The following is a 14,642-nucleotide window of genomic DNA, read 5'->3' as shown; positions in this document are numbered from 1 at the left end:
GGTACTCAGTTTCGCAATGCCGGGCGGCGCGCCCGGCGCAGGAGCTGAGCCATGACCCTCGTCAGCGGCTGGGGGCGCTTCCCGGTCGTCGATACCGAGATGCTGCGTCCGCGCGCGTTCGCGTCGGTTGCCGACGCCATCGTGTCCGGCACCGTGGCGCGCGGCAATGGCCGTGCCTACGGCGATGCCGCGATCGGGACCGTCAGGACCGTGACGATGACGGGCTTCGACCGCATCAGGTGGTTCGATCCGGCGACCGGCCGAATCCGCCTCGAGGCCGGCGTGCTGCTCTCGGGCCTGATCGAGACCTTCGACCCGCGCGGCTTCCTGCCCTTCGTACTGCCCGGCACGCGTTTCGTGTCGATCGGCGGCGCCATCGCCGCCGACGTGCACGGCAAGAACCACCATTGCGAAGGCGGCTTCGGCCGCTATGTCGACAGCATCCTGCTGCGCACGGGCGAGGGCGAATTGATCGAAGCCTCGCGCGAGCAGAACTCCGACGCATTCTTTGCGACAATCGGCGGCATGGGCCTGACCGGGGTCATCCTCGAAGCGACCTTGCGGCTGCGCAAGGTCGAAACGGGATGGATCCGCGAGCGCGTGATCTCGGCATCCGATCTCGATGCCGCGATGCGCGCGCTCGATGCAGGCGATGCCGCAACCTATTCGGTGGCCTGGATCGATTGCGCTGCCCGCGGCAAGGATCTCGGCCGCTCGCTGATCTATCTCGGGGAGCACGCCGGCAAGGACGAGCTTCCTGCCGGCGCCGCGGCGTTTCCCGCCGGCAAGCATCCCAGTCTTGGCGTGCCCATCGATTTGCCCTCGATGACGCTGAACCGCTTTGGCATCCGCGTTTTCAACGAGCTGTATTATCGCATGGGCGCGCGCCGCGCCGGCGGCAGCCATGTGGTCTCGCTCTATCCCTATTTCTTTCCGCTCGACAGCATTGCCGACTGGAATCGCATCTATGGCAAGCGCGGCTTTCTGCAGCATCAATGCGTGATACCCGAGAACGGCGCGCGCGACGTGCTCGGCGAGATTCTGGGTCGCGTCGCGCGGCGCGGCGATGCCTCCTGCCTCGCGGTGCTGAAGAAGCTCGGCCAGGGCGAGGGCATCCTGTCGTTTCCGCTGCCCGGCTACACGCTGGCGCTGGATTTCCCTGTGCGCGGCGACATCCTGAATTTTCTCGACGAGATCGACCGTCTCGTTGTCGCGGCCGGTGGCCGGCTCTATCTTGCCAAGGATGCACGCCAGTCGCGCGAGACGCTCGAAGCCGGCTATCCCGCCTTGCCGCGCTTCAACGCGATCCGCAAAGCGCTCGACCCCGCCGGCAACATCCGCTCCAAGCTTTCACAACGTCTGTTCGATGAGGTCTAGGCCGTGACGTCGCGCAAGTCTGTACTGGTGCTGGGCGGCTCATCCGACATCGGCCGCGCCACGGCGCGCGCCTTTGCCAAAGCGGGATACGATGTGGGGCTCGCCGGCCGCGACGTCGGCGCGCTGGAGCCTGACGCCGCCGATCTTCGCGCGCGCTACGATGTCGAGGTCGGTGTTCACACATTCGACGTGCTCGACACCGCCTCATTCGAGGGCTTCGTCGGCGGCCTGCCCGCGCTGCCCGATGTCGTCATCTCGATCGTCGGCCTGCTTGGTGTGCAGCAACAGGCCGAGAGCGATCTCGCCCAAGCCACCGCGGTCATGCGCTCCAACTACGAAGGTCCGGCCCTGATCCTCGGCCTGTTCGCGGAGAAGTTCTTGGGCCGCGGCAGCGGCACGCTGGTCGGCGTTTCCTCGGTCGCCGGCGATCGCGGCCGCGCCTCCAACTATGTCTATGGCTCGGCCAAGGCCGGCTTCTCCGCCTTCCTGTCCGGCCTGCGCGCCCGCGCCAGCCGTGGCGGCGTCCACGTCGTCACGGTCAAGCCCGGCTTCGTCCGCACCAGGATGACCGAAGGCATGAAGCTGATCGGCCCGCTCACCGTCGAAGCCCCCGTCGTCGGCGCTGCGATCCTTCGCGCCGTCGAGAGCAAGACCAACATCGTCTATGTCAGCGGCAGATGGCGTCTCGTGATGCTGATCATCAAGACGCTGCCGGAAGCGGTGTTCAAGAAGCTGAAGTTTTGAAAGTCGTGTAACAGGCCAGTCTTCGCTCCAGCGACAGTGCACCCCCTCGCCCCGTTCTTACGGGGAGAGGGTTGGGGTGAGGGGTCTCTCTCCGGAGCGGTCTTCGAGAGACCTGTACCCCTCACCCGGATTGCTGCGCAATCCGACCTCTCCCCGCAAGCGGGGCGAGGTAAAGAAGATCCCTCACACGCTCATGCGCTGGAACTGGCCCTGCGGGCGGAAGCGCCAGAGATATTGCGGGGCGATCGCTTCCAGCGAGTCGGCCTGGATGCCGAGGCCTTCCAGCGTCAGCCCGGCCGCCTTCGCCGCGTCCGACACGATATTGTCGCGCTCGAGCAGCGTGACCTGGTCCGGCGTCAGCTTGAACGCGCCCGGCGCGAATTGCAGGAAGTTGGCCTGGAAGCGGGCGAGGCCGAACGTCAGCGGCACCAGCATGCGCTTGCGGTCGGTGATTTCGAGGATCGCCTCGATGATCTCGCGCATGGTCAGCACTTCCGGCCCGCCGAGCTCGTAAGTGGCGCCCGCCTTGGCTTTGCCGTCGGCAGCATCCGCGATCGCGCTGGCGACGTCGCCGACATAGACCGGCTGCATCTTGGTCTCGCCGCCGATCAGGGGCAGCACCGGCGACATCCGGGCCAGCGCGGCAAAGCGGTTGGTGAACTGGTCCTCGGGGCCGAACATCACGGACGGGCGGAAGATCGTGGCGGAGGGAACCGCGGCCAGAACCGCGGCTTCGCCGGCCGCCTTGGCCTTGGCATAGCGTGAGGGCGACTGCGCATCGGCCCCGATCGCCGAGACATGCACCAGCGCGCTACCTGCGGCGGCCGCCGCCTTGGCGACGGTCTCGGCGCCCCTGGCCTGGACGGCGTCAAACGTCTGCCCGCCGCTCTCGGTGAGCACGCCGACCAGATTGATCACGACATGCGAATCACGCAGCGCCGCCTCAACCGAGGCCGGATAGCGCAGATTCGCCTGCACGCTGTGAACCTGCCCGACCCGGCCGAGCGGCTGCAGGTATCCGGCGAGTTCCGGCCGCCGCACCGCAACCCGAACCCGGTAATCCCGCTTGCACAGGGCGCGGACGACGCTGCGGCCCAAAAACCCAGATCCGCCGAAAACCGTGACGAGCGTGTCCAGATTCGATGCCATGGGAGCCGTTCCTGCGGAAAAGAGTGTGTCGTGTCAGGCTTGTATCGGGCCGGTTTGCGATGCGCAATCGGCATCCCGACCCCGGCCTCACGCATGAATTGACAACGGCGTCACCGAACCGTAGTAACCGCCTCCGTGCCCCAAACGGCATGCCCAGGTGGTGGAATTGGTAGACGCGCTGGCTTCAGGTGCCAGTGGCTTAACGGCCGTGAAGGTTCGAGTCCTTTCCTGGGCACCATCCCTGCTCAAGCGATTGAAATCGCTCATCCGCAGGACATCGAGCTGCTGACCGGTCTGCGACACCGAAGCACGGCGCTCATGGCGCACCGAATGGCCGTCGTCGCCACGTCGGAAGGTGCCGGCAAGGCCGGTGACCCGAGCCCCCCTAGGAAGCCTCAGTGCTCGTTGACCGCAGCGCCCAGCTTGATCAGGCTCAGCGAGCGGTTCGCGGTCTCGCGCAGGCGGCAGTAGCTCGCGCCGCCCCGGTACATGCCGGGGTCGACGTTGTCGAAGACCGCGCAGAGGCGATCACGCGAGGCGGCGAAAACTTTCTGCGAGTCATTGACGGCCTTGATCGCGTCGGCGAACCCGCCGGCCTGAACCTTCTTCAGCGCCTCACTGGTTTTCTGCGTCCAGACGGCGAGTTCGCGCGCCGCGCAGGCCTTCCATCTGGCGACATCGTCATTCGCGCCCTCTGCCGCCTTGATGCAGGGGTCGGCGACGAGCCCGACGCAGGCACTGCCGAAACCGCCGGTTTTCTCCACCTTCTTCAGGCAGGCATCGATCACGGCAAGGTCGGCTGGCGCGGTGCTCTGGGCGGTGTCTTGGGCGAAAGCCATCGATGCCAGCGGGAGGCCTGCGGCGAGAATCGCGGCGGCAAGCTTGAATTTCACGGGAGATCTCCGTTCGGCGCATCGATGCAACCTTGGTCACCGGAGGCCCGGCGTGGGTTCACCCGAATGTGGAGCAGGAGCCGTTCCTCACACCACCTTCTTCCCGGTCCGCTCCGCCACCGCCTTCTGCACGTCATATCTGGAAACCATCTGGGCGGCTCCGCAACGACGACCGTGCATTTGACACGCCGGCAGACGCCCGGAGTGTCGCCATGATCCGCTCGATGTCGGCTGGGCGCCGAATACGGAGAGCCACGACGAGCAAAGCGGGCTGGGCTGCTAGGCCGCGACGCGGCTAATCCGACGGCTTGACGCCGAGATCGCCCAGGATGCGGAGCATCACGTCGCTGTCGCGCTTGAAGATCCGATTCGTCGTTTCGAAATCGGCCGGCGATGACAGGATGAAGTTGTTCAGCATCTGCTGAACTTTCGGATCGGTTCCGGCTTGGATCAGCAGCGGCGAGAGGCGATCGACGATATCTCGCGGCGTGCCGGACGGCACCGCAAACGTGGTGAAGGGACGCAGATTGTAGAAGTCGCCGACGGCGCCTTGCTCGGTCATGGTCGGCGTGTCCGGATGGGGCGGCAGACGGGTGCCGACCACGCCGATCAGGTTGCCGGTGCCGGCCTGGATGACGGGCGCGGCTGCGGCATAGCTCCCGGCGGCGCCATCAAGCGTCTGTCCGGCGACGTCATTCCACATCGGCGCCTCGCCGCGATACTGGATGACCTGAACCTTTATGCCGTATTGCTTGGCGATCGTCTCGATCAGGACGTGCGGCGTCGAGCCCACGCCGTAGGATCCCCAGTTCACGCTGCCGACTTTCTTGCAGTATTCGATGAACTCGCGCAGGTTGGTCGCACCGGTCTTCTTCGCCGCCACGACCGGACCGCCAGCGCCGATGACCATCGTCAGATAGGTAAAATCATTTTCGGGATCGTAGGGCAGGTCTCTTACCGTGACGCGGTTCTGGATCAGCGACGACGAGATCGTGCACAGGATGGTGGTGCCGTCCGGATCGGCGCGTTTCGCTTCTGCCACGCCGATGACGCCGCCGGCGCCGCCCTTGTTCTCGACGATGACCGGCTTGCCCACCTGCCGCGCCAGGAAGTCGCCGAACGCGCGCGCGATGCCGTCGGTCTGGCCGCCCGGTGGATAGGGCACGATGATCCTGATCGATTTGGACGGCCACGCGGATTGCGCCTCGGTCCTTACAGCCGGCGCGCACAACGCGACGGCCGAACCCATCACGAATGTTCGTCGTGTCAGCTTTCTCATTTCCCGCCCTTGGACTTGTTGTTTCTTGTCGAGTCGCGAGGACCGATCGGATGAAACTAGCGAAGAACGTTGCTGCGTGACGTGCGGCACTGTGTCCGCAACAAAGCAGGTGACTTCCACCACGCGGAAAACGCATTCGGACGGCGGCTCCTCTCCCCCTCACACCACCCGCTTTCCCGTCCGCTCCGCCACCGCCTTCTGCACGAAATACATCATCACCAGCGTGACGATCGTCGTGGTGACGACGACGTAGCCGATCCGGTCGAAATGGAGTAGCGCGCCGTCCGCGCCTTGCGCGATGATCGCGCTGGCGAGCACCGAGCCGAGCCCGCCGGACAGTTGCTGGAGCGAGGCGCTGACCGCGCTGAACGAGCCGCGCTGGCCGGGCTCCGGGATCGCCGACATCAGCGCCTGCGAGGGGATCATGCGCGAGAAGATGCCGACGAACATCAGCACGTTGACGATGATTGCCGTCGCGAGCGAGACGTGGCCGAGATGGGTGTAGATCAGCACCATGAGGACGGTCATGGCGCAGCCGAACACGAAGGTCGGATATTTGCCGAACGCGTCGCTGGCGCGGCCGACCAGCGGTCCCGTGACGATGCTGAACAGGCCGGAGACGAGATAGATCGTCGGCAGATGCGTGATGTCGATGCCGAGATTGTGCACGGTGTAGGCGCTGGAGAACGGCATCAGCATGTAGCCGCCGGTCGCCAGCAGCGTCGTGACGGCGAAGGCGAGCGTGTAGCGCGGCTCACCGACCGTCGCGACCAGATGGCGGAACGGGTTTCTGTCCTGCTTCAGCTTCAGATGCGCGTCGACCGGCTCCATGGCAAAGGCGATGATGGCGATCGTCACGATCGACAGCACCACGATGGCGATGAAGCAGACATGCCAGCTCCAGTGATTGGCGAGAAACAGGCCGGCGGGAATGCCGAGCACCTGGCTGGCGGCGAACGCCGTCTGGATGATTCCCATCACGCGGCCGCGCATCTGCAACGAGAACAGGTCGGTGATGATGGCGAGCACGACCGCGCCGATCACGCCGCCGAACAATCCGGTCACGATCCGGCCGATCAGCAGCACATGGTAGTTCGGCGCCACCGCGCACAGCAGCGTCCCCAGCGTGAAGCCGACATAGAAGAACAGCAGGAGGCGCTTGCGATCGAAACGATCGGCAAAGCCGGCGGCGAGGATGCCCGATAGTCCCGCACTGAACGCGTAGGCCGATACGGCAACGCCGAACTGCCCCGCCGTGATGCCGAGCGCGGGCATCAGGATAGCGCCGAGCGGCGACATGATGATGAAATCGAGGATGATCGTGAACTGCGTCAGCGCCAGCAGCGCGATGAGGAGCGCCTGGTAGCGCGAAAATCCGCGCGGACGCTGGTCGTCGATCGGCGCAGCGAGCGTTGGTTCGGTCATGGCACCTGATCCAGGGTGGGACCCCCGGGGAGGGAAATTGGCAGATAGGGTGGGCCGGGACGATATCCACGGCGCGCGAAGCAAAAGTTCTGACGGTACAGGAAGCTCGCGCCGGATTGTGGGATCCGGGCAACAGCGCCTCGGGCGGAAGCCGCCCCCATCTCTCCAGGTGAATTAAGCCGCCTTTAGTGAATGTTCCCATAGGGTTGGCCGTCCAATTTCCTGCTCCCCCGGCCGAATGCCGGTCATGTCACGGCAAGTCAGAGCGTTTTCGGATGGAGCAGCGTGCCTCCCAGTATGATCCTGGCCTGTCCGAGCCGTCGGCGGCCCGGACCCTCGTCATCGACCTCGAAGGCGCGCTGCTGCGTTCCGAGCTGCTGATGGAGGCGCTGTTCTCCAGCCCCGGCCGCATGCTGGCGCGCTTCGGTGCGGGCGGACGGGCGGGGATGGCGGCGCTCACGGCGATCCTGGCGCGAGCCGAGATCGACTACGCCCATCTGCCCTATGATTCCGATGTGATGAACCGGGCGCTGGCGGCACGGGCGCGCGGTGAGAAGATCTATCTCGTCGCGGATCGGCTCGCCGCTCATGCCGCGGCGATCTCAGCGCATCTCGGCTTCGATGGCGTCGTCACGCACGCCGATCTCGCGGCGGGGCGCGTGCCGTTCGATTGTGCCTCCATCACGCGCATCGAAAATCGCGAGGTCCGTAGAGCCGGCCTCGCCACCTGGGTGAAGGCGCTGCGGGTCCATCAATACGCCAAGAACACGCTGGTGTTCGTGCCTGCGCTCACGGCGCATCAGCTGAACCTTTCGACGCTCGGCTACGCGCTGCTCGCATTCCTGGCGTTCTCGGCCTGCGCCTCGGGCGCCTATCTGATGAACGATCTGCTCGATCTCGCCGCCGACCGGCAGCATCCGAGCAAGCGCCACCGCGCGCTCGCAGCCGGCGATTTGCCGATCTCGTCGGCGCTGTCGGTCATTCCTGCATTGTGGTTGTTCGCGCTTGCCGCCAGCCTCTGTATCTCGCCGCTGTTTCTCGGCGTGCTCGGCCTCTATCTCGCCACCACGATCGCCTATTCGCTCGTGCTCAAGCGCAAGATGCTGGTCGACATCGTCACGCTCGCCGGCCTCTACACGCTTCGCATCGTCGCCGGCGCGGTCGGCGTCGGCGTGGTGCTGTCGGAATGGCTGTTGATCTTCTCGCTGTTCGTGTTCACCTCGCTCGCCCTGATCAAGCGCTTCAGCGAGCTCAGCATGCGCGAGAGCGTGGGCCTCGCCGATCCCTCCAACCGCGACTATCGCGTCACCGACCTTAACGTCATCGCCGCGATGGCGGCGGCAAGCGCCATGAATGCGGTGACCGTGTTCTCGCTCTACGTCTCGTCCTCGGCGGTGACGCCGCTCTACAGCCGCCCCTGGATGCTGTGGCTGCTCACGCCGCTGCTGCTGTACTGGTTCGGCCGTGCGCTGATGATGGCGCATCGCCGCGAGATGCCGGACGATCCGATCCTGTACGCGTTCCGGGACGGCCCCAGCCGCACCGCAGTCGCGGCGATGATCTGCATCATGCTCGCTGCGATCTGACCGGCTGTAAGGTCACGGCCGCTTGCGTGACCTGCTGCGACTGGCTACATCGCGATCCATTCGACTAAAGCGCGATGCGATTAAGATGAATCGTCATCGCGCTTTAGGTTATTGATTGAGCATGATCTTTTCGGAAAACCGCTGCACACTTTTCCGGATCATGCTCTAGCCTATGATATCGACGCACCGATTCGACCCGAGGGTTTCATGACCGTACGCCTGCACCGCGGCGACCTGCCCGACCTGTCCCGCTACACCGGAGCGGTCGCGATCGACACCGAGACCATGGGGCTGAACCCGCACCGCGACCGGCTCTGCGTGGTGCAGCTCTCGCCCGGCGACGGCAGCGCCGACGTGGTGCAGATCCCCAAGGGCCACACCGACGCGCCGAACCTGAAGGCGCTGCTGGCCAATCCGGCGGTCACGAAGATCTTCCACTTCGCGCGGTTCGATATCGCGGTGCTGTACCAGACCTTCGGCGTGATGACCGGGCCGATTTATTGCACCAAGATTGCCTCCCGCCTGACCCGCACCTACACCGACCGCCACGGCCTCAAGGACCTCGTCCGCGAGGTACTCAACATCGACCTTTCCAAGCAGCAGCAGTCCAGTGACTGGGGTTCCGACAGCCTGACCGAGCCGCAGCTCGCCTACGCCGCCTCCGACGTGCTGCATCTGCATGCCTTGCGCGAGCGGCTGGACGCCATGCTGGTGCGGGAAGGCCGCAGCCAGCTGGCGCAGGCCTGTTTCGACTTCCTGCCGACCCGCGCTCTGCTCGACCTCCAGGGCTGGGCGGAGGAGGACATTTTCGCGCACTCCTGAACGCCCCCGCGCGGCGGTTAGCCTGACCCTGCCGCCCCGTTTCGGACACTTTCGTAACGGCCTGTCGCCGGCTGCATATTTGGGCGGCGCCGGATAGAATGGCGTGCCCCCTCGACCGGACACGGCGAGCAATCCGTCAGGAGACAGGTAAGTAGGAACCCCGGTGAACTCGGCTCAGAACCCCGCCTACGACGCCGCCCTTGCGGCGAAGTTCGCCAGCGCGGCGCGCCACAGCCGCCTGGTGCGGATTCTGCGCATCGCAGTCCCCGGTGCGGTGCTGCTGTCCATGGCTGTCATCGTCGGCGTTTCGATCTTCAATCCGTTCCGCATCCTGATGCCGAAGCTGCCGCTCGACTCCGGAAATCTGGTGGTGTCGGGCACCAAGATCACGATGGAATCGCCGCACCTCGCCGGTTACACGCCGGACCAGCGGCCCTACGAGCTCTGGGCCAAGACCGCGACGCAGGACATCACCGATCCCGATCATGTCGATCTCAATGACCTGCGTGCGAAAGTGCTGATGGAGGACAAGTCGACGCTGTTCCTCGATGCCCGCACCGGCCGCTTCGACAACAAGCAGCAGCAGCTCGACCTGCGCAAGGACATCTTGCTGCGCACCTCGACCGGCTATGAGGCGCGGCTGAACTCGGCCTTCGTCGACATGGGCAAGGGCACGGTCTCCTCGGACGAGCGCGTCGACGTCAAGCTGACCAACGGCACGCTGAGCGCGGATCGCCTGCGAATTACTGAAGGCGGCGAAGTCATCCGCTTCGAGGGCAATGTGGTGATGCACCTCGACAAGCTCGACGAGCCCGCCGCAACGCAGCCGCCACCGCCCGAGCCGGCACCGACGAAGACACGCACGCCTCAGAACAAGTCTGCCAATTCGAAATGATTTCATGATGACCTGTTTTCCGCGCGACGCTTTTGTCAGCAAGGCCGCGCTCGCTATCGGCCTCGCGCTGCTCGCCACGGGGGCGGCCCTTGCTCAGAGCACGATGCAGGGCGTGCCCAACGCGATGCAGGGCTTTTCGCAGAACCGCGATCAGCCGATCCAGATCGAAGCCGCCGCGCTCGAGATGCGCGACAAGAAGAAGGAGGCGACCTTCTCCGGCAACGTGAAGGTCGTGCAGGGCGACACCACCATGACCTCGAAGACGCTGGTGGTGTTCTATGACTCCGGGGGCGACAAGCCGGCCGCGCCGCAGCCCGCGGCGAAGGGCGCGAAATCGGCGCCGATGCAGTCGGCGCAGCCGGGGCCGGGCGGCAGCTCCTCGATCAAGCGGCTTGAGGCGCGTGGCAATGTCGTTGTCACCCAGAAGGACCAGGTGGTGACGGGCGAGACCGCCGTGTTCGACACCAAGACCAACCTGATCACCATGTTCGGCGGGGGCTCGGGCCAAGTCGTCATGACCCAGTGCAAGAACGTCATGCGGGGCGATCGGCTGACTGTCGATATGACGACCGGCGTGTCACGTGTGGAATCCGACAGCGGTCGGGTTCAGGTCCTGCTGCCGCAGGGCTCCAGCAACGATTGCGGTTCGGGCAAGCCCGGCGGCGCGCCGCCTTTGCAGTTACCCGGTGCAAGTAAACCAAAATGAATTCAACGGCTTGGTTCGGATGCGGCCGAACCGAGGGTTGAAGCCTGCCCGGCGAGCCTGTATCTAGCGCGCAGGGCTTTCGAAGCGGGGTCCGCCGCTTTTCGGGCGTGTTTCACTGGGCATGAGACATTCCTTCACCCATGCTGCGTCGGCCAATCGCTCAGGCTGGCGCGACAGATCGCGCGGATTTCGCGCAAGACGACGCCAAAGGCTAGAAGGCGGGGATGGTCGATCTCTTCAGCATGTTCCGTCGGCGCCCCGCCAAGCGCGGCCGGCCAGGATTTGCGCGTCAGGACATCACTGCGCTCGGGGACAGCGTCGGCGGCCTCGTGCCCAGTCCCGTCAGGGACACGCCGATTGCCCGCGACCAGCCCCGCGGGCCCGACCAGTTCCAAGGTGACTACACGGGCGACTACGAGGCCGACTATCAGGCCGAGCCGCGTCCGCAGGCGGTTCATCCCGTCCGAACGGCCGCCAGGTCCAACGGTGCCGGCGCGCCGCAGCTGTTGAAGCGGCCCGGATTCCTGGCTGTGCATAGTGTGGAAAAGGCCTTCGGCAGCCGCCAGGTGGTGCGCGGCGTCAGCATCTATGTGCGTCGCGGCGAGGCCGTCGGCCTGCTCGGCCCGAACGGCGCCGGCAAGACCACCGTGTTCTACATGATCACCGGCCTGATCAAGGCCGATCGCGGCGCGATCGAGCTCGACGGCCACGACGTCACCAAGCTGCCGATGTATCAGCGCGCGCGGCTCGGCATCGGCTATCTGCCGCAGGAAGCCTCGATCTTCCGCGGCCTCACCGTCGAGCAGAACATCCGCGCCGTGCTCGAAGTGGTCGAGCCCTCGCGCAAGAAGCGCGAGCAGCAGCTCGACTCGCTGCTCGACGAGTTCAACATCACGCGCTTACGGAAATCACCGTCGATCGCGCTGTCCGGCGGCGAGCGTCGCCGCGTCGAAATCGCGCGCGCGCTGGCGACGCGGCCGAACTACATGCTGCTCGACGAGCCCTTCGCCGGCATCGACCCGATCGCGGTCGGCGACATCCAGGACCTCGTCCGCCATCTCACCAATCGCGGCATCGGCGTGCTGATTACCGACCACAATGTCCGCGAGACGCTCGGCCTCACCGACCGTGCCTATATCGTCTATGCCGGGGAAATCTTGACCGAGGGAACCCCGGATGAGATCGTTGCCGATCCGGACGTGCGCCGCCTTTACCTTGGCGAGGAATTCCGCCTCTAGCCCTTTTTTCCAATTCGTCAAGCCGTGTACATCGGGCTGAGACTAGGATAAGCAAAAATCGGACCAACTTTTGGGATCGGTTCTTGCTTCATGGCGCTTACGCAGAGATTAGAGTTCCGGCAATCGCAGTCGCTGGTCATGACGCCGCAGCTGATGCAGGCGATCAAGCTGCTGCAATTGTCCAATCTCGATCTCACGACCTTCGTGGAGGAGGAGCTCGAGCGAAACCCGCTGCTGGAACGCGCCAGTGACGAGGCCCCCGCGGGCGAAGCTTCGGCCGAGGCGGCCAATTACGGCGATTCCGACGGCCAGAACGACGGTTCGGGCGAGGACGGCTTCGGCGGCAGCGCGGAAGGCTTCGAGCCGGGCCAGGAAGAATGGATGAGCAAGGATCTCGGCACCCGCGCCGAGATCGAGCAGACCCTGGACACCGGCCTCGACAACGTCTTCTCCGAGGAGCCGGCCGAGGCGGCCGCGCGCAACGCGCAGGATGCCGCGCCGACGACCTATACCGAATGGGGCGGCGGCGCCTCCGGTGACGAAGACTACAATCTCGAAGCTTTCGTCGCGGCCGAGACGACCTTGTCGGGCCATCTCGCCGAGCAGCTCTCGGTTGCCTTCACCGCGCCCGCGCAACGCATGATCGGCCAGTACCTGATCGACCTCGTCGACGAGGCCGGCTATCTGCCGCCCGATCTCGGCCAAGCCGCCGAGCGTCTCGGCGCGTCGCAAGCCGAGGTCGAAAGCGTCCTCGCCGTGCTGCAAAAATTCGATCCGCCCGGGGTCTGCGCGCGTTCCTTAAGCGAATGCCTGGCGATCCAGCTGCGCGAGCTCGACCGCTACGACCCCGCGATGCAGGCGCTGGTCGAGCATCTCGATCTGCTCGCCAAGCGCGACATCGCGGCTCTTCGCAAGATCTGCGGCGTCGACGACGAGGACATCGCCGACATGATCGGCGAGATCCGCCGCCTCAATCCCAAGCCCGGCATGAAGTTCGGCTCGGCGCGCCTGCAGACCATGGTGCCCGACGTCTATGTCCGCCCGGGTCCCGACGGCGGCTGGCATGTCGAGCTCAACAGCGACACCTTGCCGCGCGTGCTGGTCAACCAGACTTATTATTCCGAGCTGTCGAAGAAGATCGGCAAGGACGGCGACAAGTCCTATTTCACCGATGCGTTGCAGAACGCGACCTGGCTCGTGCGCGCGCTCGACCAGCGCGCCCGCACCATCCTGAAAGTGGCGACCGAGATCGTGCGCCAGCAGGACGGGTTCTTCACCCACGGTGTCGCCCATTTGCGCCCGCTCAATCTGAAGGCCGTCGCCGACGCCATCCAGATGCACGAATCCACGGTGTCGCGTGTCACCGCCAACAAATACATGGCGACCAACCGCGGCACGTTCGAGCTGAAATATTTCTTCACGGCCTCGATCGCCTCGGCCGACGGGGGCGAAGCGCATTCGGCGGAAGCGGTGCGTCACCACATCAAGCAGCTGATCGATTCGGAGGAGCCCTCCGCGATCCTGTCGGACGACACCATCGTGGAACGCTTGCGCGCCTCGGGCATTGATATTGCCCGCCGCACGGTCGCGAAGTACCGCGAAGCCATGCGCATACCTTCCTCGGTGCAACGCCGCCGCGACAAGCAGAGCGCTCTTGGTAACGTCCTCTCTACCGCCTTGTCCGATCGCTCCCGCAATCCCGAACCGGCCTGATTGCGCTGGCGCCAAATCGCGCTACTCTCGATGCCCCATCGAGACCGATCCAAGCTGGGCACCAACCAAGCGAGGCATCACATGACTCTCAGAATCTCGGGAAAGAGCATCAGCGTCGGCGAGGCGCTGCGCGGCCGCGTTGCCGACCGCACCGACGAGGTGCTGCGCAAATATTTCGACGGCAATTATTCCGGCCACATCACGCTGAGCAAGGACGGCTTCGGCTTTCGCACCGATTGCGCCCTGCATCTCGATTCGGGAATCACGCTGGAAGCCGATTCGAACGCACCGGATGCCTATGCCAGTGCCGACCAGGCGCTGGTGATGATCGAGAAGCGGCTGCGGCGCTACAAGAACCGGCTCAAGGACCGCTCCGCGCGCAAGGCCCATGCCGCCTCCGAGGCGATGGCTGCGCTCGACGCCACCAGCTATGTGCTGGAAGCGCCCGGAGAGGGCGAAGAGGAAGTCGCCGGCTACAGCCCCGTCATCATCGCGGAGCAAACCACGTCGCTGAAGCGGCTCTCGGTCAGCGAAGCCGTCATGGAACTCGATCTCAGCGGGGCACCCTGCCTGGTATTCCAGCATGGCTCGTCCGGTCGGGTGAACATCATTTACCGCAGGGCGGACGGCAATGTGGGTTGGATCGACCCGCCGGGAGCCAAGGTGGACGGCCAGGGCGGTGGCTAGGCCCGCCAGCCGGCGCCCGTACCATCCCGGCCCTTAACAATGACGGGGGCAAAGCCGCACGCGGGAGTTGGCACCGGGATTGCGTTGGAGTAGAAGCCCCCCACATCTGGATCGGGGCTAAGTCCGCC

The 14,642-nt window shown here is 65.2% G+C and carries 13 protein-coding genes and 1 tRNA gene; 10 read left to right on the top strand and 4 right to left on the bottom strand.

Annotated features, from left to right (window positions below):
• Window positions 1-51 precede the first annotated feature (51 nt).
• Together I6F37_RS26025 and I6F37_RS26020 are read left to right on the top strand one after the other, a co-directional pair.
• Window positions 52-1,377 carry an FAD-binding oxidoreductase gene (locus I6F37_RS26025; RefSeq protein WP_225153085.1) on the top strand — a complete coding sequence of 442 codons (1,326 nt, stop codon included), beginning with the start codon at window positions 52-54 and terminating at the stop codon, window positions 1,375-1,377.
• A gap of 3 nt (window positions 1,378-1,380) precedes the next feature.
• Complete coding sequence (locus tag I6F37_RS26020) at window positions 1,381-2,121, top strand: SDR family oxidoreductase (RefSeq protein ID WP_225153083.1); 741 nt, start codon at window positions 1,381-1,383, stop codon at window positions 2,119-2,121.
• Between the two features lie 183 nt (window positions 2,122-2,304).
• On the opposite strand, the gene I6F37_RS26015 is transcribed toward I6F37_RS26020, so the two are convergent.
• Window positions 2,305-3,270 (bottom strand): complex I NDUFA9 subunit family protein, encoded by a 966-nt coding sequence (locus I6F37_RS26015; protein ID WP_225153081.1) that lies wholly within the window; start codon window positions 3,268-3,270, stop codon window positions 2,305-2,307.
• A 151-nt stretch (window positions 3,271-3,421) separates the two neighbouring features.
• Between I6F37_RS26015 and I6F37_RS26010 the strand changes: the two genes are divergently transcribed.
• A tRNA-Leu gene (locus I6F37_RS26010) sits at window positions 3,422-3,508 on the top strand.
• 157 nt (window positions 3,509-3,665) lie between these two features.
• Here the strand turns inward: I6F37_RS26010 and I6F37_RS26005 are convergent.
• The 3 genes from I6F37_RS26005 to I6F37_RS25995 all read right to left on the bottom strand — a co-directional run bounded on the left by I6F37_RS26005 (window position 3,666) and on the right by I6F37_RS25995 (window position 6,867).
• Entirely contained in the window at window positions 3,666-4,163 is a 498-nt protein-coding gene (locus tag I6F37_RS26005; protein WP_057030568.1) for a lysozyme inhibitor LprI family protein, read from the bottom strand.
• A 295-nt stretch (window positions 4,164-4,458) separates the two neighbouring features.
• Window positions 4,459-5,412, bottom strand: a complete 954-nt coding sequence (locus tag I6F37_RS26000) for a tripartite tricarboxylate transporter substrate binding protein (protein ID WP_050995914.1) — start codon at window positions 5,410-5,412, stop codon at window positions 4,459-4,461.
• A 189-nt stretch (window positions 5,413-5,601) separates the two neighbouring features.
• Window positions 5,602-6,867: an MFS transporter gene (locus tag I6F37_RS25995; protein WP_225153079.1), complete on the bottom strand. Its 1,266-nt coding sequence runs from the start codon at window positions 6,865-6,867 to the stop codon at window positions 5,602-5,604.
• A gap of 275 nt (window positions 6,868-7,142) precedes the next feature.
• On the opposite strand from I6F37_RS25995, the gene I6F37_RS25990 reads away from it, so the two are divergent.
• From I6F37_RS25990 to raiA, 7 genes are all read left to right on the top strand, one after another.
• On the top strand, window positions 7,143-8,453 hold the full coding sequence (locus I6F37_RS25990) for a UbiA family prenyltransferase (RefSeq protein ID WP_225153077.1): 1,311 nt from the start codon (window positions 7,143-7,145) through the stop codon (window positions 8,451-8,453).
• 207 nt (window positions 8,454-8,660) lie between these two features.
• Window positions 8,661-9,275 (top strand): ribonuclease D, encoded by a 615-nt coding sequence (locus tag I6F37_RS25985; protein ID WP_197955110.1) that lies wholly within the window; start codon window positions 8,661-8,663, stop codon window positions 9,273-9,275.
• Window positions 9,276-9,438: 163 nt separating this feature from the next.
• Complete coding sequence (gene lptC, locus I6F37_RS25980) at window positions 9,439-10,170, top strand: LPS export ABC transporter periplasmic protein LptC (RefSeq protein WP_225153075.1); 732 nt, start codon at window positions 9,439-9,441, stop codon at window positions 10,168-10,170.
• A gap of 4 nt (window positions 10,171-10,174) precedes the next feature.
• Window positions 10,175-10,876 carry an LptA/OstA family protein gene (locus tag I6F37_RS25975; protein ID WP_225153074.1) on the top strand — a complete coding sequence of 234 codons (702 nt, stop codon included), beginning with the start codon at window positions 10,175-10,177 and terminating at the stop codon, window positions 10,874-10,876.
• 224 nt (window positions 10,877-11,100) lie between these two features.
• Window positions 11,101-12,114 carry an LPS export ABC transporter ATP-binding protein gene (gene lptB / locus I6F37_RS25970; RefSeq protein ID WP_036024403.1) on the top strand — a complete coding sequence of 338 codons (1,014 nt, stop codon included), beginning with the start codon at window positions 11,101-11,103 and terminating at the stop codon, window positions 12,112-12,114.
• A 90-nt stretch (window positions 12,115-12,204) separates the two neighbouring features.
• Window positions 12,205-13,827, top strand: coding sequence for an RNA polymerase factor sigma-54 (gene rpoN, locus I6F37_RS25965; protein WP_225153072.1), 1,623 nt, complete (start codon window positions 12,205-12,207; stop codon window positions 13,825-13,827).
• 81 nt (window positions 13,828-13,908) lie between these two features.
• Entirely contained in the window at window positions 13,909-14,514 is a 606-nt protein-coding gene (raiA, locus tag I6F37_RS25960) for a ribosome-associated translation inhibitor RaiA (protein WP_036009184.1), read from the top strand.
• The last annotated feature ends 128 nt before the right edge of the window (window positions 14,515-14,642 follow it).

The organism is Bradyrhizobium sp. NBAIM08 (assembly GCF_020193935.1).
Lineage (GTDB): Bacteria > Pseudomonadota > Alphaproteobacteria > Rhizobiales > Xanthobacteraceae > Bradyrhizobium > Bradyrhizobium yuanmingense.
The sequence above is the reverse complement of the archived record's forward strand: the minus strand, read 5'-3'. Positions and strand labels throughout refer to the sequence as shown.